Source organism: Kordia antarctica (assembly GCF_009901525.1).
GTDB classification, from domain to species: Bacteria; Bacteroidota; Bacteroidia; order Flavobacteriales; family Flavobacteriaceae; genus Kordia; species Kordia antarctica.
Window position 1 is genome coordinate 354,655 of sequence record NZ_CP019288.1, and the last position, 21,722, is coordinate 376,376.

Genomic DNA, 21,722 nt, shown 5'->3' on the forward strand with positions numbered 1-21,722 from the left:
AATTTTAAAAGAAATTAAACTGAGTAGGAATTATATAACACACCTTCAAAATTGTGTAAAATATAATGAGGCGAATGCAATACATTTGTACTGTTGCTGTAAATCATCTATGGCAATGAAAATAATGTAAGAGTAAGAGTAAAGAAATTCAAGTTGCGTATTATAGCCAGTAATAACCTTAATAAGCAGTAAGTGAATTTATAGAAAACATACTTTAAAGAATATTAATTGCTGTCTGAAACTCAATTCAGTGTGTATAACACTAGCCTTTGGTTGGTTTGGTTTAATTGAGTGGAAGACAGTAATTTGTGTTTTTAATATTAATAACAACCAATAGCAATGATTTCAACAGTAAAAATATCACACCGCGCATTAGGACTACTTGCTTTAATTGCTATTATCTTTATTTTATACGTACTGAAACCTTTAATTATGCCTTTATTGTTTGCAACGATATTGGGTGTAATGATATTTCCCTTTCAAAAATTCTTAGAAAAGAAATTGAGATGCAATAGAATTTTTGCAACTATTTTTTCAATTACTTTAATTTTCTCGGTTACAGCATTATTATTTTTAATCATTTTTATCCAACTTGAAAGTTTTGTGAACAGTGGAGAAGATTATTCCGGTAGAATTTTGGGATTATACGAAAACATAATTACGTATTTAGGCGATGCATTCAATATAAGCAATAGCAGCATCGTTAACGGTAACGATTTAAAATTCGAAAAATTACTAAAAGGAAACATAGGAAAAGTAACGTCTTTTATTTCGGAATCAGGTTCTTTTATGAGTGACGCTATTTTAGTACCAATTTACTTATTCTTCTTTTTATATTACAGACGTTTTCTTCGTGCATTTGCTTATAAAGTATTTAACACTAAATCGCAATCATTTATTAATACAATGATTAACAAAATTTATAACGTGCAAAAAAACTATTTAGCCGGTTTGCTAAAAGTAATGCTAATAGTAGGTGTTTTAAATACGATTGCTTTATTGAGTTTAGGTATAGAAAACGCGGTTTTCTTCGGTTTTTTTGCGGCTTTATTACTATTAATTCCTTATATCGGCGTTATTATTGGTGCATTATTACCTGCGGTAGTTGCACTCGCTACGAAAGATTCTGCTTGGTACGCGTTTAGTGTCATGGCAATTTTTGGATTCATCCAATTCTTAGAAGGAAATTTTATAACACCAAAAATTACAGGTTCAAAAGTGAGCATGAATTCGTTTATAGCTATTCTTTCATTAATTGCATTTGCAATGCTTTGGGGAATATCGGGAATGATTGTAGCCTTGCCAATAACAGCAGCTTTAAAAATTATTTTTGATAATACACCAGGTTTTGAAGCATATGGTTTTGTCATGGGAGAACCCGTAGACGCTTTATTGCAAAGCAAAGCCAGACAACGATTGAAAGTTTGGAAAACCATTCGTCAAAAAAATGCGTAAAGTCAAGATTTAGTAAATTTTTATTAAGCACACTTTTATTAAAGAAATAGTTTAAATTTACCCAATAAACATTTTTCAAAAATGAAATTATTTGTAAAGTTTGATTTTAACGCTGTCTGCACCAAAGTGTTGAGAGAGAAATTGGAGGAACTTGATCTAAAATATAACATCTTAGGTTTTGGAGAAGTAGAGCTTTTAGAGAAGCTATCTACTGAAAAATACAACTCTTTTACAGATGCTTTGAGCGACTACAATATAGAAATTGTTGAAAATCAGAAAAGTATTTTAGTTCAGAAAATTAAAGATACTATTGTAGATATGGTTTTTAATGAAGATACTACTGTAAACGTAAAAACCTCCGTGTATTTGGCAGATACTCTAGGACATAGTTACGGATATTTATCCAATTTGTTTTCAGAAGTAACGTATACGTCCATAGAAAACTTTATTATTCTTCAAAAAATAGAATACACCAAACAATTAATCATAAAAGGAAATTTAAGTTTAACTGAAATATCGTTCAAACTTAACTATTCTAGTGTAGCGCATTTAAGCACACAATTTAAAAATACAACGGGAATTACGCCAAGTGCATTTCAACGTATTATTACTAAACGTCGCGAAATACAACAAAATAACTAGCCAACCTACCATGAATCAAGATTACATACATATAGTTTTAGCAGATGATGATGAAGATGATCGTCTATTTTTTACGGATGCTTTCGATGAACTAAAAATGACTACCAAAGTAAATACCTATAATGACGGTGTACACTTGATGGATTATTTGAATAGTGACGAAGCGATTCTGCCAAACGTATTATTTTTAGATTTAAACATGCCACGAAAAACAGGAATGGAATGTTTGAAAGAAATAAAAGCGAACGATAAATTTAAAGATATCGCAATTGCTATTTATTCCACGTCGGCTTCAGAAGAAGATATTGAAAACACTTTTGTATATGGAGCAAACATATACATAAAAAAACCAAATGATTTCAAGAAGTTAAAGAAAGCATTAGCTGAAGTGGTTACGATAAATTGGCAATACCATACGAGCGGATTGAATAAAGATAACTTTTTATTAAGACTGTAATTATGCCACTAAAATCCATTTATAAAGCGCCTTGGTTTGTAAAAGCGGTATTTGTAATATCCTTTTTCCTTATATTTTTTGTTGCAGGTGTCACGTATAAAAACATGGACGATTTGTCTGAATCTACGGATTTAGTGGAAAAAAAATATGAAATTGCCATTGAGTTGGAACAAATTTTATCGTATTTGAAAGATGCAGAAACTGGGCAACGTGGTTTTGTTATTGTCAAAGATTCTAGCTATCTAATGCCTTATCTTTTAGGAAGAGAAAATATAAATAATAGTTTTGCGGAATTAAAAGGACTTATTGATGATGAAACTGAACAGCAACGAAACTTAATAGAATTACGTTTTTTGATTGACAATTGTTTGGCAAATTATGAAAATGTTCAAGAATTTATTTTAAAGAGACAAAACAATATTAACAGTCCTGAGTTTAGACCTTTGTTTGCAAGGGGAAAACTAATAATGGACCAAATTCGAGCTAAAATTAGAGTCATGCTCGATGTGCAAAATAAAAAGTTAGAAAAATATCAAGAAGAACACACCAATAATTTAAGGGCAACACCTATTTTTTTGTACTCATTAATAATACTGTCTTTATTATTAATGATTGGTGCATATTATAAAATAGCCTCTAATCTTAAAAAACTAAAGAAAACCAATCAAGCTTTAGAAATCTTTAAAGAATCTACCAACCAATCGGAAATCGTTAGTAAACATGGTAATTGGACTTGGAATATTGAAGAAGATCGTTTTACGTATTCAGATAATTTATATCGTTTGTTAGGAGAAGAACCACACTCTTTTAAACCTACAATTGAGAAGTTTATGGAATTTGTGCATCCTGAAGATGTTGAAAAACTAAGTGCGCAAGTGGCTAGGATGAAAGAAGAGCAAAATCTGCCTTTTATTCACTATCGTGTAATTCATAAAAACGGAAACATAAAACACCTAAAAGCGTACGGTAAAGTTGTTATTAATAATGAAGGCGAACATAATTTACTTGGAACTACTACTGATATTACTGACGAAATAGAAAGTTTCAGAGCGTTAGAAGAGCGTAATTTGGAATTGGAAAGAAACAACAAAGAACTCTCCGCTTTTAACCACGTAGCAAGTCACGATTTGCAAGAGCCATTGCGTAAAATTCAAACCTTTTTATCACGATTAGAAGATAAAGAAGAAGGTAATTTTTCGGAATCTGGTTTAAAATATATGTCACGCATCAAAAATGCAGCGTCAAGAATGCGTTTGCTTATTGACGATTTATTACAATTCTCTAGAACCAACAAAGCAGATAAAGTTTTTGAAGTTTCAAACATAAATTTATTGTTAGAAGCAGCAAAGCAGGATTTGGCGGAAGTAATTTCTCAAGAAAACGCAACCATCAATGCAGACACTTTTCCTGTTTTAAATGTAATACCATTTCAGATGCAGCAATTATTTGCCAATCTTATCGGAAACTCTTTAAAATACAAATCTGTTGATCGTGCTCCAGAAATTAATATTACGTACGCGCAGGTAAAAGCAGAAACTGAAGAAATGCTCACCAAAGCGAAAAAAGATAGTTACCATAAAATCACATTCAAGGACAATGGTATTGGTTTCGACAATGAATATGCCAAAAAAATATTTGTCTTATTTAGTAGGTTACATAACAAATCGGACTATTCTGGAACTGGAATAGGATTGTCTATCTGTAAAAAAATTATCGAAAATCACAAAGGATTCATCTTTGCGGATGGAGAAGTTGGAGTAGGAGCAACATTTACAGTATATCTGCCAATAGTTTAAAGGTGCTAATTTGTTTAGTTGCTACTTTTCATTACTAAGTCCTTACGTACATCAACAGTCTTTGTATTGCGATTAACTTGCGTTATATAAACCTCAGTAAAATCATTCTTAGTTTCAACAATTAGGAAATTTAAAAAGATGCGTTTTTTTTCAAACGCATCTTTTTATTGTTTAAAGATACTTTTTTAAGTTACTCGAAACCTTCTCGCAGTCTTACGAGAAGTTTCCGCAGTTGCCCGAAAGCTTCCTGCAGTGTCGCGAGACGTTTCCGAAGTTGCCCGAAACCTTCTCGGAGTATTGCGAGACGCTTTTGTAGTTTCCCGAAACCTTCTCGCAGTGTTGCGAGACGTTTTTGTAGTTTCCCGAAACCTTCTCGCAGTGTTGCGAGACGTTTTTGTAGTTTCCCGAAACCTTCTCGCAGTGTTGCGAGATGCTTTTGTAGTTTCCCGAAACCTTCTCGCATTGCTGCGGGAACGTTTCGGGACGCCTTTGCAATAAAATACTCTAAAATAGTTAAAATATTGTGAATACTGTAATTTGATGTTTTTTATGGGTTTTTAACAATTATTAGTATAATGCGGTCTTAACGAAAATGAAGCTATTGAAGAGGCAATTATGGAACATTTTGTACAAACCCAACAAGATATTGGTAATACTACTGAAAATAGAAATAGAATACTTGGCATAGTATAGTTTACTCAAAAAAATTACTGCTTTACGGATTCCCGCAATCGTGATAAGTTTTTTATTTCTTTATTTACAAAAAAATTACGTTTAGAAATTCCCCTATTTCTCTAAAATTGTGTTGCAACTAATTTTTAAGAATGGGCGTAGCCGAAAACCCGCTAAGAGTAGGCTTTAATCTAAAGAACAAAAAAAATGAAAAAAGTAAGAAATTTAATGCGAATTTTGTGTATCTTGTTATTATTTTTGTTTACTAACTGTCAACATGATACAGTAATTGAAACACAACAAGAAGAAACGCTACAAAATAAATTTTCTTTAAAGTCAAGTGTATTGTCTATGCAAGAAGCGGAAGCCAATATAAAACTGAGTAACAAAATGAGAAGTTTAACTACCTTACAATCTAGTAACATTGCTGAAAATGTTTACAGCGAAGCGTATAATTTCACGATTGATACTTACGTTGTAAAGCTTGTGGAAAGTACCGAAAATGATTCGCATTCGTATACTTTTCCAATTAGCCGTGAAAATAATGTAGGAAGTGTTTTAGAGAATTTAGTATTCTCATACAATACAACTACGGATGATTATGACGCAAGTTTAGTAACCTATCATTTTAATGCATCACAAAAGCAAGAGTTTTTAACTTCCAAACATGTAAGCACTCCTTATGGGATAACCAATGAGCCAATTGCTGTAAACTTAGCCGATATACTAGGAGAAACGGTAACGCCATGTACTACTAATTATACAGAATATCATACCACGCCCGATACAGGACAAACTTTTGTACATTCATCCTCTATTGGAAATGTAAACAATGAATGTGAGCACGAAGATATTTCGGGAGATATAGGTTGTACAGTCTATACAATAATTACATCGGATTGTGCAGTTAGTGGAAGTTCAGGTTCATCGTCTGGCAGTCCAAGTAGCACACCAACTGGAGGTGGAAATGATGATACCACCGATACCACAACACCTACTGATGATGAAGATAATATAATAACATCACCAATAACAAGAGAAGAAAGTATAAAGCAGTCTATTACAGATTGTATCAATGGAGTAGCAGAATTTAACACAACTGATACAACTACGATTGATGTTCAAATTTTAGAACAACTTGGGTATACCATTAACGATTGGATTACTATTAATAATTACCTTAATGATAATGGTTGTAGTGAAACGGCGCAAGAAGATGTTATTGAGGATTTGTTGGATGCGTACGACGATTATCAAATTTTAAATGAACTACAGGGAAAAGCACTTTGTGTTTATAATAAATTAAAATCTTCGAGTTCGGGTTTTAAAAATGCTATTAAAAAATTTGATGGTGATTTTCCAGTTGCGCATTTGAAGTTTGAAGCACTAATTTTAACAGGAACAAAAAAAGGACGAACTGTTGCTCCTTCTAATGGTACATCACCAGATGCTAATTCTCCCGATTATGTTATATCTATACAACTTAATAGTTCTCAGAATATATATGGATACCACCAAAGACCTAATTTATTGATTGCTAAAACGATTATACACGAAGTCATACATGCGGAAATGTATAGAAAGTTATTATCACTTGCACAACAAGGACATTTAGATTTTACTGGTTTAACTGCCGAACAACAAACAAACTTAGTGCTGAGTATTCAAAATAATTTCCCTGGTCTCTATGATTACATGAGGAGACACAATAATTGGCAACACCAACAAATGGCAACACACTATAGAGAAACAATTGCCAGAGCGCTTCAAGAGTTTGATACAGGTGTTGCAGTTCCTGAAACTCAACAACCACTACAATTGTATATGGATTTATCTTGGGAGGGATTAATTTACGAAAACGGAAATAATGCTATATCAAGTTGGATAAGCTTATCTCAAACAGAAAGAGATAGAATTGAACTTGTAATTTCAAACTATATAGCTAATAATATTAACGAAATTTGTACACCATGAAAAAATTAACACTACTACTTTTATTATTTTCATCTTTTTTTAGTTTTGCTCAAAAAGAAAAAAAAGAAACTGTTTATTTATTGTTTGATACAACAAGTAAAGAAAAATGCATTGTTGAAGATGGCTCTGGTAATTCACAAAATTTGAATAAATTCCGAAAAGAATATAAGGAAAAATCTATATCATTCAATATATGTAATGAATACTTTGCATACAGTACAAAGAAAAAGTTAAAAGATACTTGTTCGATTAAAGAATTAGACAATATTAAGTTTGTTGACTTAAAGTATATACAAGATAAAAAATCGAAGAATGTAATGAGATATAACCCTTTTGAAAAAATATATTTAGTTGAGATAATTTCAAAAGAAAAAATTATAAAGTACGATGTTACTTGGATTGATGATTGGGTTATGATTGGGGATTAACGAAACTTGTACACCATGAAAAAACTTATTTTATGCCTAACTTTAGTGTTGATTTCTTTTAAAGGATTATCACAAACAAATGAAAAAAATACGTATCTACTTTTTGATAATTTATCTAATGAAACTTATAGCTATGAAATTGGCAATGGAAAAATTGGAACAGAAAAAATTTACACTAAAGGAATAAAGAAGAACGGAGGAATTACTTTTTATATTCATAAAGAAATGTTTCTCTCTAATAAAAAACAAGCAGATACTTGTGTGATAGGTCAACTAAAAAATATTAAAATATCAAATATTGAAGACCTCAAAAAAGAGGTTAATAAAATAAATCCATTATATCCTTTTAAAGTTTTCCAAATTTATTTTTAGTCGAAAAAATTAATGATTCAACAATTGTTAAATATAAAGTTAAATGGGAATATTATATTGAATAAAAACAAGCAAAACTTGTACATTATGAAAAACTTAGTCTTTTTAGTACTTATTTTATTTTTTAGCTGTGCTAAAAATAATCAAGAAGATTCATTAAAAAAAGAACTTGAAACTCTTACAAAGAATCACGTTGAAGTGGTTAACGAACTAAATGATATTAATGAAAATTATTTAGAACCTTTCAGAATATATCAAGAAATTGTTCTTAATGAGTCAAAAACATCACCAGAGGTAAGTGTATCAAGTTACGCTAAACTTATTGAAAAATATCCAAATTCTTTTTGGAAGCACGAATCGGAAAGAAGAATGGAAAATATCAAGAATAGAAAACATCTTTGGACAAAAGAGAATGGTTGGAATCTTAATAATAAAGATGTTATTCCTGAGCCCATATCAGTAGTAAAGGCTATAAGTTGTCCTGGGTGTTAGTAACATAACATACTATAGTTTAAAATGAAAACAATAAAAATAACCATTAGCACCTTCATTATTCTTTTATTTTGCTTTGCTTGTCAGCAAAAACAAAACAAAACTACATGTGAAGATTTAGAGAAAAAAGTAGACAGTCTTACTTCTTTGTATGCTGATTATGAGAAATCTCCAATATATAAATTTTACCATATTCTCAGTAAAGAAAAAAGAACAAAAGTTGATACAGCTTTGATTGAAGAATATAGAAGACTAATTGGGAAAGATGAATTAGTTGACTTATATATTTGGGATAGAATACATACCATAAACACTAATGATCACATAGGCAATATTATAGAAGCATTTGAAGGAACATATATTTTAAAACCCAATCATAATAAAAAAAGCGCAAAAATTACATCAATTGAAATTAGCAAAGACAGTTGTTTTCTATATAAAATTAAAAAATTAGTCAAAGCCGAAAAACTTAAATTTAAAAATTCATCAAACAAGTATACAAAAGGAAAAATTATACTAAATAATTATAGGATAAGTTTGAGTGATGCAATACACCCAAAAATAGCAACCTTAGATGATAATTTATGTATGGACTGTGAACAATTACAATTCTACAAGACAGAATAATTGTAATGAAACTTGTACAAAAATAAAAAAAATAACACGTTCAAAATGAAATATATAGTTATCATAACCACACTCTTATTCACATCAGTTGCCTTTGCATGTAGTTGTGATTCGCCTAATCCTGCATTGGAGTTCTATGATTCAGAATATGTTTTTGAAAGAACTGTTATTTCAAAAATTTATGCAAAAAATTTTCAGACTTACACAGTTACATTTGACATTTCGAGACATTATAAAAACGGAGCAACACCTGAAACATTGAGCTTTATCTTAAAATCAGAATCAAAATACACTAATGAATGGACTTCATGTGATTGGTCAGTACAAAGTGATCAGAAGTGGTTGGTGTATGCATATTTAGGTAATGATGAGTTACTCAATTTTGATGGTATTTGTTCAAATTCTAGACGCATTGATTGTTATCCTACTAATGATTCTAAACAAAAAATATTAGACAATGGAAATGACTTTGTGTTGGGAAATTATATATATCGTCATGAATATGGATTTACACACCCAAAGCCAATAACTGAGATAGATTCTATTATTGAATTAGGTAAAAAACAAATTTATAAAAACACTTTTGCAGTAGTAAAGATGTATGTTGATAAAAATGGAAATTTGCAAGGAGTTATAAATAGTAAAAATTATTCAGCTTTCAAAATTGACAAAATATTCAATCTTCCATATGAATATAATCCAAAGGAGAAAATAGAGTTATCTGAATTTGAAAAAGAAGCTATTGAAGTTGCTAAGAAAATCAAAAAGTGGGAAATAAAGTATCACAAGAAAACGGGTTTAGCAGTTGCGTATATTACATCTATCATTTTTCAATATGATACAATAAGCATGAAGTGGAGTTATGAATTGTGAAAGGAATTAATTTTTCGTAAAAACTGAAAAAATAACACGCCAAGAATAAACTTTTTCCCTTATAAGTTATTTACTAGAAAGCACTTTTTCGAATGTGCAATATAAACAAATTATTAGGTGTTTTTTGAGTAATAATTGGAATTAGATTCAATAGTTCATCTTTGCAGATGGAGAAATTGGAGTAGGAGCAGTATTTACAGTATATCTGCCAATAGTTTAAAGATACTAATTTGTTTAGTTACTACTTTTCATTAATAAATCATCACTGACTTTGATAGTGCTTTTTACAATGTTTACTTTACCATTTAGGGAATAGGTTACATAAATCTCCTTTGCGTCATTAAAGAAACTATTTTCTTTTGATGATATTTGAATATAATAGTTCCCTTTAGTTAATATGTCTGTTGGCTTTAAGATAAGTCCGTTGTCTAAATTATAAATGCTATAATTTTTTAGTAAGTTATCCAAACCCAAACTAATAATATGAATTGAAACTGATTTCTTCACTTCCAAAGTGATGTAGATATTAGTTTCGGGAGTACCATTTGGCACTCCCGAAACATTCTTCTGCTTGGTTATAGTAATAATATGAACAGGTTTACAACCAAAAAAAACAACTAACAATAACATGTATATTTTGAGTGCTAATTTACTCAATGATTAATTTTTTAACAATTGTGTTGTTGTCATTACCAATTCTGATTAAATACATACCACTTGCTAAATTTTTAGTTGATAGCGTTGTGATAGTAGTATTAATAAAACCTTGATTCACAAGTCCGCCAACGTAATTATAGATTGCATACGTAAGTTTTTTGTTTACAAATTCTGAAGAAACTTTAATATTAAATTGTCCTTCAGAAGTAGGGTTCGGGAAAACCGATACATCAATAGAATCTGTAAAGGCTACATCTTCTAAACCTAATACTGCATCACTCACATTATTACGCCACATACCTCTACCAAACGTTCCTATGTATAATAGTTGATCTGTATAGTTTATCTTTAAATCAGATACAATCACATTAGGCAAACTAAATCCAAATTGCTGCCAAGTAGTCGTAGCGTTGGTTTTCCAATAAATTCCAAGTTCAGTTCCTAAAAATAATGTTTCATTTGTAAGATCTGTTTTTACTGCAATTTTTTTCATGATAATATTTGGCAAACCAGTACTCATATTTGTCCATGTAACTCCATTATCAGTTGATTTATACACTTTATTTCCTGCGTTATATCCTCTTACGGTAGCGTATACAATTGTTGTATTTGGCATTGCTGAAAAACTATTAAAAACTTCTCCTGACGGAGGTGTTACAGTTGCCCAAGTTGCACCGTCATCATCACTTCGTTTGGCTGTTCCACTTTCACTAATAGCGTAAATGCGTGTAGAAGCATTATTTGCTGTTACATCTAAAAAGTTAACACCTGTTAGCCCAGAGTTTAATGCTGTAAAACTAGCTCCTTGGTCAATTGATTTCTTAACGTCGCTATGTGCTGCGTAAATAGTGGTAGGAGTCACAGGATGCACACTCATTGGAGATACAAATGCAGCACCAGCAGTTGTACCTAAAAGTGTAATAGAAGAATCATAACTTGAAGAATATCCGTCATCTGTACGGTATAAAGCTCCATTAGTTCCTCCTAAATATCTTGTATCTGGTGTATTATAATCTATTCCTGTGGATGTTCCGTCTCCTGCAACAGCAGAAACCCATTGTCTTGTTCCATCTTTTAATACTTTAGAAAAACCATCATTATCCTGATTTGCCATCATAAAGTCATCTCCATTCATCGATTGCGAAATTGCAATATTGTAAGGTTGTGTAATTACCAATCCTGGAGATAAATCTGTCCAAACTGGACTTCCTGAAAATGATCCTCTATGAACTCCACCATCATGTCCGTTGAGCACGGTAACTCCATCTGCCATAAATGACATATGATGATGATCTGGATGTACATAAAAACCAACGCCTGGCGGATTGTTATAAGGGTTTAGTAACACTGAAAATGTTGTGCCACCATCTGTAGATTTGTAACCTCTAACGCCACCAACCATAATGTTGTTCTTATTTGTTGGAGACATAGCTACACATACATTATAACCACCTTGTGGGTTGTACCCAGCAAGTGTTGTTGTACTAATTAAATCATTTGCAGTATCATCAAATGCGAATCGGTATTTTCTAAATTCGCCATTTTGACTCATTGCGTAAAAGAAGTCAGTATCATTTGGAGTTCCTACTAATTTCAAAACATCTGAGTTGTTTCCGCCTCCAAATACAGAATGAATTGTAAAACTACTTCCAGAATCCGTTGATACATATAATCCATTCCAAATATCAGAAACCACTACTTTTGTCGCATCATTTGGATCAAAAACGATTGTTTGAAATTTTTCAGTAAAACCAGTATTAATTGTGGAGTTTGTCCAAGTGGCACCTGAATCCGTACTAAATTTAACTTCATCATTTGTAAGTGCAAATATTTTTGTAGTGCTTCCTGGAGCAAAAGCAATGTCTCTGATGTATTCATTCTCACTCAAATTGAATGTTAATCCAGTAACTGCCCATGTATCTCCACCATCTGTTGACTTAAACAAACCAATAGAAGATATATGACTTGCATCTTCATCTCCAGTTGCCATATATATAATGCTTGTATTGCTTGGATCTACAAGAATATCAGTCACACCCAATCCACCAAGATTATCAGATTTAGGAGCCCAAGTAGTTCCGCCATCGGTAGTTTTCCAAATACCACCTGCGGCAGATCCTGCATATAAAATTTGTGTATTTGTAGGATCTTCAGCAACCACATTTATTCTTCCTTTTCCAGGAAATGCAGTATATCCGTTAATTGTAGGATTTGCTACAGGACCAACTTGTGTCCATGCACCTGCCATTTCAGCAGTTTTAGCAGTCGTTAAACTATTTAAAACTTCTGTTCTGTAATCTTTACTATCTCTACCGCTAGGAAATGTTCCGTCAGTATTTATTCTGTCTCTCCAAGCATATGCCCATCTTTCAAATTGCTTTTCCGCTTTTTCTTCCGCTTTTGTTAACGTACCAGCTTCTTTCGTTGCCGATAATTCTTGACGCACTTGGTCTACAATTGTGTAATAATTGCTACCAGGTGTATTTGGAGCGTTTTTATAATCTACGGATTGTGCATAAGATAGCACAGAGAAGATTAAGGTTAAATAAGTAATTGTTTTTTTCATGCTTTTTTATTTCTTTTTTTGTTTAATAAATCATAGAAAGTCTAAATGTTACTTCAGACTTTCTATAAAGTTGTTTGTTATTGTATGATAAGTTTCTTGGTGACAACACTTTCATTTGTATTGAGTCTGACAAAATATAATCCAGTAGAAAACTGAGAAGTATCAATTTTTAATGAATTATTAATGCTGACATCTTTTGCATAATGTAATAATTTTCCTGTGGAATTAAAGATTTTAATGGTTACGTTTTCATTTTGATCCCAAGTAATGTTTACTTCATTTTTAGCTGGATTAGGGAAAAGTGTAATCGTGTTTAATGCTTCAAACTGTTCCACATCAAGTGTACTTGTGTTAAATCTGCCTGAGCGCCAAACGCCTCTTCCATACGTAGCTGTATATAATTTGTTATCTACATAGTTAATTTCCAATTCACTAATTTTAACATTTGGTAAGTTATTGCTAAATGGTTTCCAAACGTTTTCGGTATTGTCAATGTAAAAGATCCCATAATCCATTCCTACATATAAACCATCATTTCCGTTGTTGTCCCAAGTAACTGCTAAGGCAGAAAAATCTGGTAAGTTAAACTTGTGTGATGTCCATGTTGTTCCGCCATCAATAGTTACATATACTTTTTCTGAACCTGTAGATGCAATAGCAACTTTGTTAGGATTTGTTGGGTGAATAGCAATAGAGTTTATAAACCCACCAGTAAAATTGTTGAGTTGTGTCCAAGTACCAGAACCAGTTGTCGTTTTAAATAATTGATTTGAATTTATAGCTGCATATATCGTATTATTATCCGATTGCGCTATTTTAAATTCATTGATATTGCTACCAAAATCTTGTGAGATTGCAGTCCAATTAGCACCATCATTAGCTGTTCTGTACAAATTACGTTTACCACTGTAATAAACATTTGGAGCGGTTGGATCTTGTTCTAATGGAGCAATAAAACTACCATTACCACCTGGTGCATCAGTAATTCCAACTTTTCCACTACTAGAAGTGACATCGGTGGTTTTACTAATATTTCCGTTTTGAGATTGACCATATAATATAGAACTATCATTTTTATCTACAAAACCTTCAGCGCCATCGCCTCCGTCCCAATTGTACCAAGTACCATCAGTAGTTCTACCGCTAGTACCATTGTCTTGAGCACCACCAGTTATAATTACAGGATTTGTTTGACTGATTCCAAATTTATAAAACTGTCTAATTCCTAAACCTGCTGACTTGTCGGTGTAAAATGTAGCACTCATTACAGCTGATGGATTGTCTGCAACAAAAAATCCACCGTCAGATCCTACATATATTTTACCATCTATTGCTTGTAATGTACAAGTATCAGCATGAGAAAATCCTTTATTGTTTGATGTAGATTGTGTTTTTATCCAATGTGAAGCAATATCAAAAGTAACGCCACCGTCTGTAGTTCTCCAAGTGTTAACACCTCCAATAATTACTACATTAGCGTCTGTATTACTTGCAGCAATAGCCATGTGAAATGGAGCTTGACCACCAGTACCGCTACCGTCGTATTCTCCTCCAAAATAATTTTTAGTAAGTAATTGTTTATTTAAGTTTACACCAGCATCTGTAGATTTATAAAATGCACCAAAAAATGCAGATTGCGTACTTGGAGAGCTTGATTCAACTACATAAACTATTGAAGGATTGATTTCACTTACAGCAATCATTTTTGCACCTGTTCCGAATACATTTGACGACGAACCTTCAAAACCTTCGGTTAGTATTGTACCTAAAGAGGTTACGACACTAATATCATCTAATAACACATTTCCTCCACCACTTGTTTCTCCTTCAAAAGCAATTTGGTAGGTTGCTGAAGGGTTTGGCAACGCAAGTGTTACATCTGCCCATGCTTGAACATTTGTTTGATAACTTGCTAATTCTACCCACGGATCAGTTGGTGATATTCTGTAAAATACTTTTAACCTGTCTACATCTCCAAAAAACTCTGGTTGTGCATGTGAAAATTTCAATTCTGGAGTTGTACCAGATGTGATGTCCATAGCAACAGAAATAAATTTAGTTTTATTTCCGTGCGCATACGAACTACCACCATTGTTCGAAATAAATCTACCTAAACCGGCACCAGTTTTAGGAAAAACAGGAGTAATTCCAAAACGATCCCAGTTACGTGCAGCAATTTCCCATATAATATTTTCTGGGTTGGTTGCTGCAGGAATGTACTCTAATTCCCAATTAGGAATAGCAGGACTATTTTCAACAAATGTAGCACCTCCATCATTGGAACGTAAAAATTTATCTCCAGATGCATATACTGTATTTGGATCTCCTGGTTTAAATTCTATGTCATATCCTCTAATTAAACCACCACCAATTGCTGTCCAAGTTGTACCTCCATTTGTAGATTTATAAATACCTGAGTTTTCTACACTACAGTACATTTTTTGTTGGTTGGATGGATCTACCATAATCTTATTTACCAAACCATTACCTACAGTTGCTAATATATTCCAAGTAGCTCCTGCATCTGTAGACTTAAAAATGACACCATTTCTTGATCCCCAAAAATAGATAGATGGATTTAAAGGATTTATTGTTAAAGATTCCACTAAAATGTTAGACAAATTATCTGTTAACGGAGTCCAAGTTGTTCCAGCGTCTAAGCTTTTCCATACACCTCCAGTTTCTGAACCAACAATAACATGGTTAGCATTTCCTTTTTCAACTGCTAAAGCTTTTAATCTTCCAAGTGCTCCAGTTGAACTTGAAGAGGTCGTAAAGGAAAGTGGCCCTAATTGTTCCCAACTTCCAATGTCAGCATTTGTAGCTTCACTGTTTTGGTTTAATTCATTGTTGTAGCGTTCCAACTCATTGTAATAATGAGATATTGGTTTTAAGACACCATTATCTTTTAGTGCTCTTTGTGCGTGGTATTCCCAACGCTTGTAATTTTTATAGCCTGTTCCTTTGCCTGTTCCTCTAATGGCAAAGTATGCTTCGGCTTCTTGTTGAATTTGTTCAACAGTATAGGTTCCTGCATTTATCATTCGACTGTATTCTTGAGACCAAGAATAATTAATGCATAAAATGAATGCTAATAGTAAGTAGATTTTTTTCATTCCTTTTCAAAGATTTTGGTTAAAATTTAATTGTTCTTACAAATATCAATATAATGTAGACTAAATTGTTAGTGTAGTACTACTCACTATATACTCAAACCGCAATTTTAAAGGCTTTTGAAGAGAAAATTCAGGAAAAAATATAATGATTGCTTTTAGTATATAGTTAGTTCTCAATTATTGAAGATACGCTAATAAGTCCGTATTCTTCTCTTTTAATTTGAGTTTTTTCCCTATTCTAAATCTTTTGTTCTCTATGGATCTTAACGATCTATTTACGAATATTGCAATTTCCTTGTTTTTGAATCCCATGTGAAGATAGTAACAAATGATAACTTCAGAATCGTCTAATTCTGGATGGTCATTATTTATTTTTTTGAAGAATTCAATATTTAATTCATTAATTAATTCTAAATGGCTTTTACTTTTGTAGAAGAAATTAGAAGATGTAAGCTGTAAGTCTTTATATAATTCCTTTATTTTTTCTCTTTGCTCAGAAACATTATTTAGTACAGATATCGTTTTTATTTGCTTTTTTACCACATCTATATAATCCTTCATTCCTTCTACTTTTACCTTTAGTTTATCATGATTGGTTTTTAAGTAGTCGTATTCATCTGTATTTTTTTCTAACTCTTCAGTTAGTTTCCTTGATTTCTTAATTCTTTTAATGAAAAAACCTCCCACTATAAGCAATGCTATTAGTAAAATAATCATCCAAGTTTTAATTACTTTTTTTCCTTTTAGTTCACCTTGTAATGCTAATTCAGAATCTAGCAATACTTCATTCACTTTAACAGTAGCTTCAAGATTTTTAGCAACTTGTTTTTCTTCAAAAATTCGCAATGAATCTATATAATTATTTTTTGTATTTTCATTATTAATTAAACTATAATAATCAATGTAAAGATTGTAGTACTTCCGCTCATCTACTTCATCCATAGCACTTTTCATTGTATCCAATTTGGATAAATAACGTTGTGTAGCTTCTATATCTCCATTTCTTACATAATAGCTACCTACTCTTGAATATAAAGTAACCTGATGTGATTTATATAAATACGGATACAAATTTGGAGTACCTTCTAAAGCCTGAAATTCGTTGAAATACTTTTCAGCGTTCGTAAGATCATCTAAGTAAAGGTAATTGGTAGTGAGCATAAATAAAGCATACATATAATAGTACACATCATCTTTAATATTTTTATAATTGCTTAAATTGTCAAGTAATATGTTATTACTCTTTGTATAATTCCTGTTATCACTTGCTTTGTGGGCATACATTTGAGAAACATCGGCTAAACCTGCCAAATTATTATCAAGTTCAAAGTATTTTTGAGCATCTTCTAGGTAAGCATTCGCTTTAAGGGAATCTCTTTTAATTATAGAAGTGTTGTAATATAACTTAAGAGATGCAATTCCTGCGGCTTCATAATTCTTTTCTAATTTTGCATACTTAAGCGTTAGAAGATGATTTTGATACTGTAAAATTCGTTCTTCATCTCTATCACTAATCAATGCTCTTAATTGATAATAACAGGAAAGATGCCCTTTAATTTTTTTATCTATAGGCTTAGGAATGGAGTCTAAGTATAACGTAGCCGTTTTGGGTGAGTTTTCTAAATGCTTGTCAGCAGAATCAATATATCTTAAAAATTTCCCTGTATGATTATCTTGAGCCAAAGCAGCGGTACTGCAAAGCAACAAGAATAGTATTGTTTTAATAAATGATTTTAAATATAAAAGAATAATCAGCTAATTAATATAAGTTAAACAATAAAGGTAGAACAACAAAGATAAACAAGGTTGAGTGAAAAACATATTTTTTAACAAAGCTTTTTAATACAAATTTAGTTTTGATTTTGGTAGAATCATTATAAGGATTAGCTTCTCTAATTAGTAAAAACTCTTTGATGTATGCCTTTTTCTGACTTCAAATTTCCAAAAGTAGAAATCCTATAACGATATATGAAAATCGTGTAACATGGAAAGTAGGTCTTCATATTACTTTTGTACAGTAATCATTTAATAATGAAAACAGAGAATTTACACAAGTATAGAACACTAACTGTAAATTCTGTAACAAACACCACAAATGATGTAACAGCAAAGGTTCAAATAGGTTGCATCTTTGTACAGAAGAAAAAATGATAAATTAATGAAGTCAAACACATACATACAAAAAATAACAGGTTTAGCAATAGTAACGTTTATAGTTATGAACTTTAATTCTTGTGAATACTTTGTTAGAAGCGATAAAGCAGAAACAATAAGAACAGCCGAATCAAACGAAGCTATTTCAATACAAAAAAATGAAGCTAAATTATTAGTAATGGCATCAAAAAATAATTTAGACGTTATAAAGCTGTGTACGATTATTGAAGATGAAAAAGTTGATGAGAATGTTAAAAATTTAGTAGAAGAAATAAAAAACGAACAACTAACGATTCTTGCAAAATATAATGAATTGGCTTCAGAGAATGTAATATCCATACCAAGATATTCAACGTTGAAATATGAGGAAATTATGACACTTAAGGATTCTGAAGGTTTAGAAGATCATCTAAAACTATTAAGTACTAAAATATACAACCAACAGAATTTTTTAGACAAACTATCAGACACCACAGATAATTCAGAATTTAAGGAAATGGCACAATTTGCAAATAACACCTTAAAGAAAAGTCTCAACAAAACAGAAAAAACATTAGAAATTTTAAATACAAACAGCTAAAGAAGCTACTTATACTAACAATTAAAACCAAAAAAAATGAGAGGTTTATTATACATTATCGCAGTAATATTAGTTATAGGATGGGCATTAGGATTCTTCGTATACAGTTCAGGAGGATTAATCCACATTTTATTAGTAATTGCAGTAATCGCAGTTTTATTAAGACTAATTGGAGGAAAAGGAGTTTAATCCACTCAAAAGGATTGAAAATCAAATATAAATATTAATTCAAAAAAACAAAAAAGACATGAAAATTAACAATACAGTAATCGTACTAGGAAGTGTAGCAATTGGAGCAGCATTAGGAATTTTATTTGCACCAAAAAAAGGTTCAGAAACTAGAAAAGAAATTGCTGACGGAACGAAAGATTTAGCGAATTCAGCAAAAGATAGCGTTGACAAAGTAATGAGTGAAGTTTCTCAGAAATTCAATTCACTTAAAGAAGATGGGAAAGAATTGATTAACAAAGGAAAAGAAAAGATTAATACAGCAGCAAGAATAGCTAAAGACGCTAAAGAAGAGTTAAAAGAAGAGCTATAATCAAACAATTAAAATAATATATGGAATCTACTGCATCACACATAGAGGCAATTTATGACAAAGCAAAGGCATATACAGAAACAAGTATTGCGTTGTACAAGCTAAATGCCATAGACAAAACGGCAGATATTGTATCATCTATCGTGTCTTGGCTAGCTTTAGGCTCTATTGTAGTAGTATTTATATTATTTATTAATATAGGTATCAGCCTTTATATAGGTGAATTGTTGCAAGCAAATTACCTGGGTTTCTTAATAGTTTCTTCGTTTTATTTAGTGTTAGGCACATTGCTGTACATTTTTAATGGAAGACTCATCAGCAAACCAATTACAAATCTTGTCATCTCAAAATTGATGAGAGCAAAAAAAGAAGACATTCTAATCCCTAATATCACTGAAGATGATGAAGAAAATAAGTAGTAATCAGGAATTAGAACAAGAAATAATCAAACTTAAAGCTCAAAAAGCAATTCATTTTCGCGCTTTAAAATCGCAAATGTCAATATCGTATGAAGAATTAAGACCTTCTAGAATTATAAAACGTGTGTTTGCCGATATAAAGGAAGAGCCGGAGATAAAAGACAATGTTTTAAAATCTTTGTTGAGCCTAGCTGGAGGTTATCTTACGAAACGAATATTAATTGGGAAGTCAAATTCCTTTTTAAAATCAATCATGGGATATCTTGTACAAATTGGAGCAACTAAATTAGTATCAAACAAAATAATAACTAACAATAAATAAAATCTAACAGTATGAAAAAATTAATCGTATTTGCCGTAGCATCTTTATTTACACTTTCAATGTTTACTTCTTGTGAAGAAAAAACAAAAGAAGAGAAACTAGTAGAAGAAATGAAAGCTGACGGAGCAGAAATTAAAGTGAATGAAGACGGAACGAAAATAAAGATGGAAACTGAAGATAAATCCGTGAAAATTAAAAAGGATGACGGAGAAACGAAGATCAAAATTAAAGAAGATAACGAATAGACGTTTTTATTAAAATACTGATTTAAAGCCATTTGATTTTGTCAAATGGCTTTTTTGTTTAACGTTATTCCAAAATTATGTAACAGGTTTGAAAAATTGTGTAACACGAAAAGGACTACTTATTCGCATCTTTGTAATGTACTTAGAAATAAGGGTAAAACGAATAATTAACCTATAACCTATCAAACATGAAAACTATACAAATCAACATCAGTAATATTGAATCAACATTTAACAGTTTAGAAAGAGAATGTCAAGGTACGTTAGCACAAACTGAAACAGAAAGACTTTTAGAATTTAATAATTCAACTGGTTCAGGAAATATAACAGGTTTTAATTTTAATCACAACATATCATACATTACATATGATGTAAAATTTGAGGAAGACACAGTTCTTGTGTTTGATCAAAAAAATAATGAACAATCACTTAATTACTTATATTGTTCAGAAGGAGAATTAATTCATAGCTTTGGAGAAACAGGAAAAAAATTACGTTTCTCAGAAATGCAAATCGCCATATTTTCGAACTCATTAGCAAAAGCAAATCATTTTTACTTCAAAAAGAATGAATATCAAAAATTCACGATGATTAGCTTTTTGGCAAGCAAGCCAATTACAAAAGCTACTGACGGATTTACAAGTCAACTAATGCAATTGTTTCAATCCAAGCAAGTAAAAGGGAAGTTTGCGTATACGAGTTCTTACAACTTAAAAATACAAGAAAGATTAAATCAAATTGAAGCAGCTTCAAACAACAACATAGCGGATGTATTACTCAAAAAGGGAATGTTGCAAGTATCGTTGTCAATGATTGTAAATCAATACTTTAAAGACGCTGAAAACAAAGCCGAAAACACTTTTTCTTTAAGCAAAGCAGAAATGGAAAGCATCAAAGAAATTAGTGAGTTTATTAAGAATTATCCAGATTACCAATTTGACTTAAATTACTTAAGTGAAAAAACAGGTTTAACTCCAGCAAAATTGCAAGAAGGCTTCAAAGCACTTTTTGGAAGAACAGTTTCTAATTTTATAAAAAATGTACGTGTAGAATTGGCAGAAAAATTAATAAACACATCAGATTTAAACATCTCACAAATAGTGTACACAATTGGCTTTAGTAGCAGAAGTTACTTTTCAAAAATATTCAAAGAAAAATACAAGTGTAGCCCAAAAGAATATCAAGATAGTAAAGTAGGGTTACGAATGACTGCCTAATAACACAATAGACTTTATATTTAAAGCCAAAAATGTCACTAAAAAGTACTAATTTTTTAGTGACATTATTTATTTAAATATTTCACGATAATTTCTTTTAGTTTAGTACATTGTGGT

Annotated in this window: 22 protein-coding genes; 18 read left to right on the forward strand and 4 right to left on the reverse strand. The window is 31.3% G+C overall.

What is annotated here, in order from left to right:
• Positions 1-339: 339 nt before the first annotated feature.
• From IMCC3317_RS01580 to IMCC3317_RS01630, 11 genes are all read left to right on the forward strand, one after another.
• Positions 340-1,455 (forward strand): AI-2E family transporter, encoded by a 1,116-nt coding sequence (locus IMCC3317_RS01580; RefSeq protein ID WP_160127757.1) that lies wholly within the window; start codon positions 340-342, stop codon positions 1,453-1,455.
• Between the two features lie 81 nt (positions 1,456-1,536).
• Positions 1,537-2,097: a helix-turn-helix domain-containing protein gene (locus IMCC3317_RS01585; RefSeq protein ID WP_160127758.1), complete on the forward strand. Its 561-nt coding sequence runs from the start codon at positions 1,537-1,539 to the stop codon at positions 2,095-2,097.
• 10 nt (positions 2,098-2,107) lie between these two features.
• Positions 2,108-2,554: a response regulator gene (locus IMCC3317_RS01590; protein ID WP_160127759.1), complete on the forward strand. Its 447-nt coding sequence runs from the start codon at positions 2,108-2,110 to the stop codon at positions 2,552-2,554.
• A gap of 2 nt (positions 2,555-2,556) precedes the next feature.
• Positions 2,557-4,350: a sensor histidine kinase gene (locus tag IMCC3317_RS01595; RefSeq protein ID WP_160127760.1), complete on the forward strand. Its 1,794-nt coding sequence runs from the start codon at positions 2,557-2,559 to the stop codon at positions 4,348-4,350.
• Between the two features lie 252 nt (positions 4,351-4,602).
• Complete coding sequence (locus IMCC3317_RS01600; protein ID WP_160127761.1) at positions 4,603-4,848, forward strand: hypothetical protein; 246 nt, start codon at positions 4,603-4,605, stop codon at positions 4,846-4,848.
• A gap of 381 nt (positions 4,849-5,229) precedes the next feature.
• Positions 5,230-6,996 carry a hypothetical protein gene (locus IMCC3317_RS01605; protein ID WP_160127762.1) on the forward strand — a complete coding sequence of 589 codons (1,767 nt, stop codon included), beginning with the start codon at positions 5,230-5,232 and terminating at the stop codon, positions 6,994-6,996.
• Positions 6,993-7,424: a hypothetical protein gene (locus IMCC3317_RS01610; protein ID WP_160127763.1), complete on the forward strand. Its 432-nt coding sequence runs from the start codon at positions 6,993-6,995 to the stop codon at positions 7,422-7,424. Before IMCC3317_RS01605 ends, IMCC3317_RS01610 begins: the two co-directional genes overlap by 4 nt.
• Positions 7,425-7,439: 15 nt before the next feature.
• Entirely contained in the window at positions 7,440-7,796 is a 357-nt protein-coding gene (locus IMCC3317_RS01615) for a hypothetical protein (protein ID WP_160127764.1), read from the forward strand.
• An 87-nt stretch (positions 7,797-7,883) separates the two neighbouring features.
• Positions 7,884-8,288 carry a hypothetical protein gene (locus tag IMCC3317_RS01620; protein ID WP_160127765.1) on the forward strand — a complete coding sequence of 135 codons (405 nt, stop codon included), beginning with the start codon at positions 7,884-7,886 and terminating at the stop codon, positions 8,286-8,288.
• A gap of 24 nt (positions 8,289-8,312) precedes the next feature.
• Positions 8,313-8,915 carry a hypothetical protein gene (locus tag IMCC3317_RS01625; RefSeq protein ID WP_160127766.1) on the forward strand — a complete coding sequence of 201 codons (603 nt, stop codon included), beginning with the start codon at positions 8,313-8,315 and terminating at the stop codon, positions 8,913-8,915.
• 45 nt (positions 8,916-8,960) lie between these two features.
• Positions 8,961-9,788, forward strand: a complete 828-nt coding sequence (locus IMCC3317_RS01630) for a hypothetical protein (RefSeq protein ID WP_160127767.1) — start codon at positions 8,961-8,963, stop codon at positions 9,786-9,788.
• A 234-nt stretch (positions 9,789-10,022) separates the two neighbouring features.
• On the opposite strand, the gene IMCC3317_RS01635 is transcribed toward IMCC3317_RS01630, so the two are convergent.
• From IMCC3317_RS01635 to IMCC3317_RS01650, 4 genes are all read right to left on the reverse strand, one after another.
• Complete coding sequence (locus tag IMCC3317_RS01635; protein WP_160127768.1) at positions 10,023-10,445, reverse strand: hypothetical protein; 423 nt, start codon at positions 10,443-10,445, stop codon at positions 10,023-10,025.
• Positions 10,438-13,011 (reverse strand): T9SS type A sorting domain-containing protein, encoded by a 2,574-nt coding sequence (locus IMCC3317_RS01640; protein WP_160127769.1) that lies wholly within the window; start codon positions 13,009-13,011, stop codon positions 10,438-10,440. The genes IMCC3317_RS01635 and IMCC3317_RS01640 overlap by 8 nt, the downstream gene beginning before the upstream one ends.
• Before the next feature lie 77 nt (positions 13,012-13,088).
• Positions 13,089-16,127 carry a T9SS type A sorting domain-containing protein gene (locus IMCC3317_RS01645; RefSeq protein ID WP_160127770.1) on the reverse strand — a complete coding sequence of 1,013 codons (3,039 nt, stop codon included), beginning with the start codon at positions 16,125-16,127 and terminating at the stop codon, positions 13,089-13,091.
• Positions 16,128-16,304: 177 nt separating this feature from the next.
• Complete coding sequence (locus IMCC3317_RS01650; RefSeq protein WP_160127771.1) at positions 16,305-17,810, reverse strand: helix-turn-helix transcriptional regulator; 1,506 nt, start codon at positions 17,808-17,810, stop codon at positions 16,305-16,307.
• 475 nt (positions 17,811-18,285) lie between these two features.
• Here IMCC3317_RS01650 and IMCC3317_RS01655 point away from each other — a divergent pair, with 475 nt between their 5' ends.
• The 7 genes from IMCC3317_RS01655 to IMCC3317_RS01685 all read left to right on the forward strand — a co-directional run bounded on the left by IMCC3317_RS01655 (position 18,286) and on the right by IMCC3317_RS01685 (position 21,605).
• The gene (locus tag IMCC3317_RS01655; protein WP_160127772.1) at positions 18,286-18,861 is read left to right on the forward strand and encodes a hypothetical protein; all 576 of its coding nucleotides are present in this window, start codon (positions 18,286-18,288) and stop codon (positions 18,859-18,861) included.
• Positions 18,862-18,897: 36 nt separating this feature from the next.
• Positions 18,898-19,050, forward strand: a complete 153-nt coding sequence (locus IMCC3317_RS01660) for a lmo0937 family membrane protein (RefSeq protein WP_160127773.1) — start codon at positions 18,898-18,900, stop codon at positions 19,048-19,050.
• Between the two features lie 58 nt (positions 19,051-19,108).
• Entirely contained in the window at positions 19,109-19,402 is a 294-nt protein-coding gene (locus tag IMCC3317_RS01665) for a YtxH domain-containing protein (protein WP_160127774.1), read from the forward strand.
• A 20-nt stretch (positions 19,403-19,422) separates the two neighbouring features.
• Entirely contained in the window at positions 19,423-19,821 is a 399-nt protein-coding gene (locus tag IMCC3317_RS01670; protein ID WP_160127775.1) for a hypothetical protein, read from the forward strand.
• Entirely contained in the window at positions 19,802-20,143 is a 342-nt protein-coding gene (locus IMCC3317_RS01675; protein WP_160127776.1) for a hypothetical protein, read from the forward strand. The genes IMCC3317_RS01670 and IMCC3317_RS01675 overlap by 20 nt, the downstream gene beginning before the upstream one ends.
• 11 nt (positions 20,144-20,154) lie before the next feature.
• Positions 20,155-20,388, forward strand: a complete 234-nt coding sequence (locus IMCC3317_RS01680) for a hypothetical protein (RefSeq protein WP_160127777.1) — start codon at positions 20,155-20,157, stop codon at positions 20,386-20,388.
• Positions 20,389-20,576: 188 nt separating this feature from the next.
• Complete coding sequence (locus IMCC3317_RS01685) at positions 20,577-21,605, forward strand: AraC family transcriptional regulator (protein WP_160127778.1); 1,029 nt, start codon at positions 20,577-20,579, stop codon at positions 21,603-21,605.
• Positions 21,606-21,722: the final 117 nt, after the last annotated feature.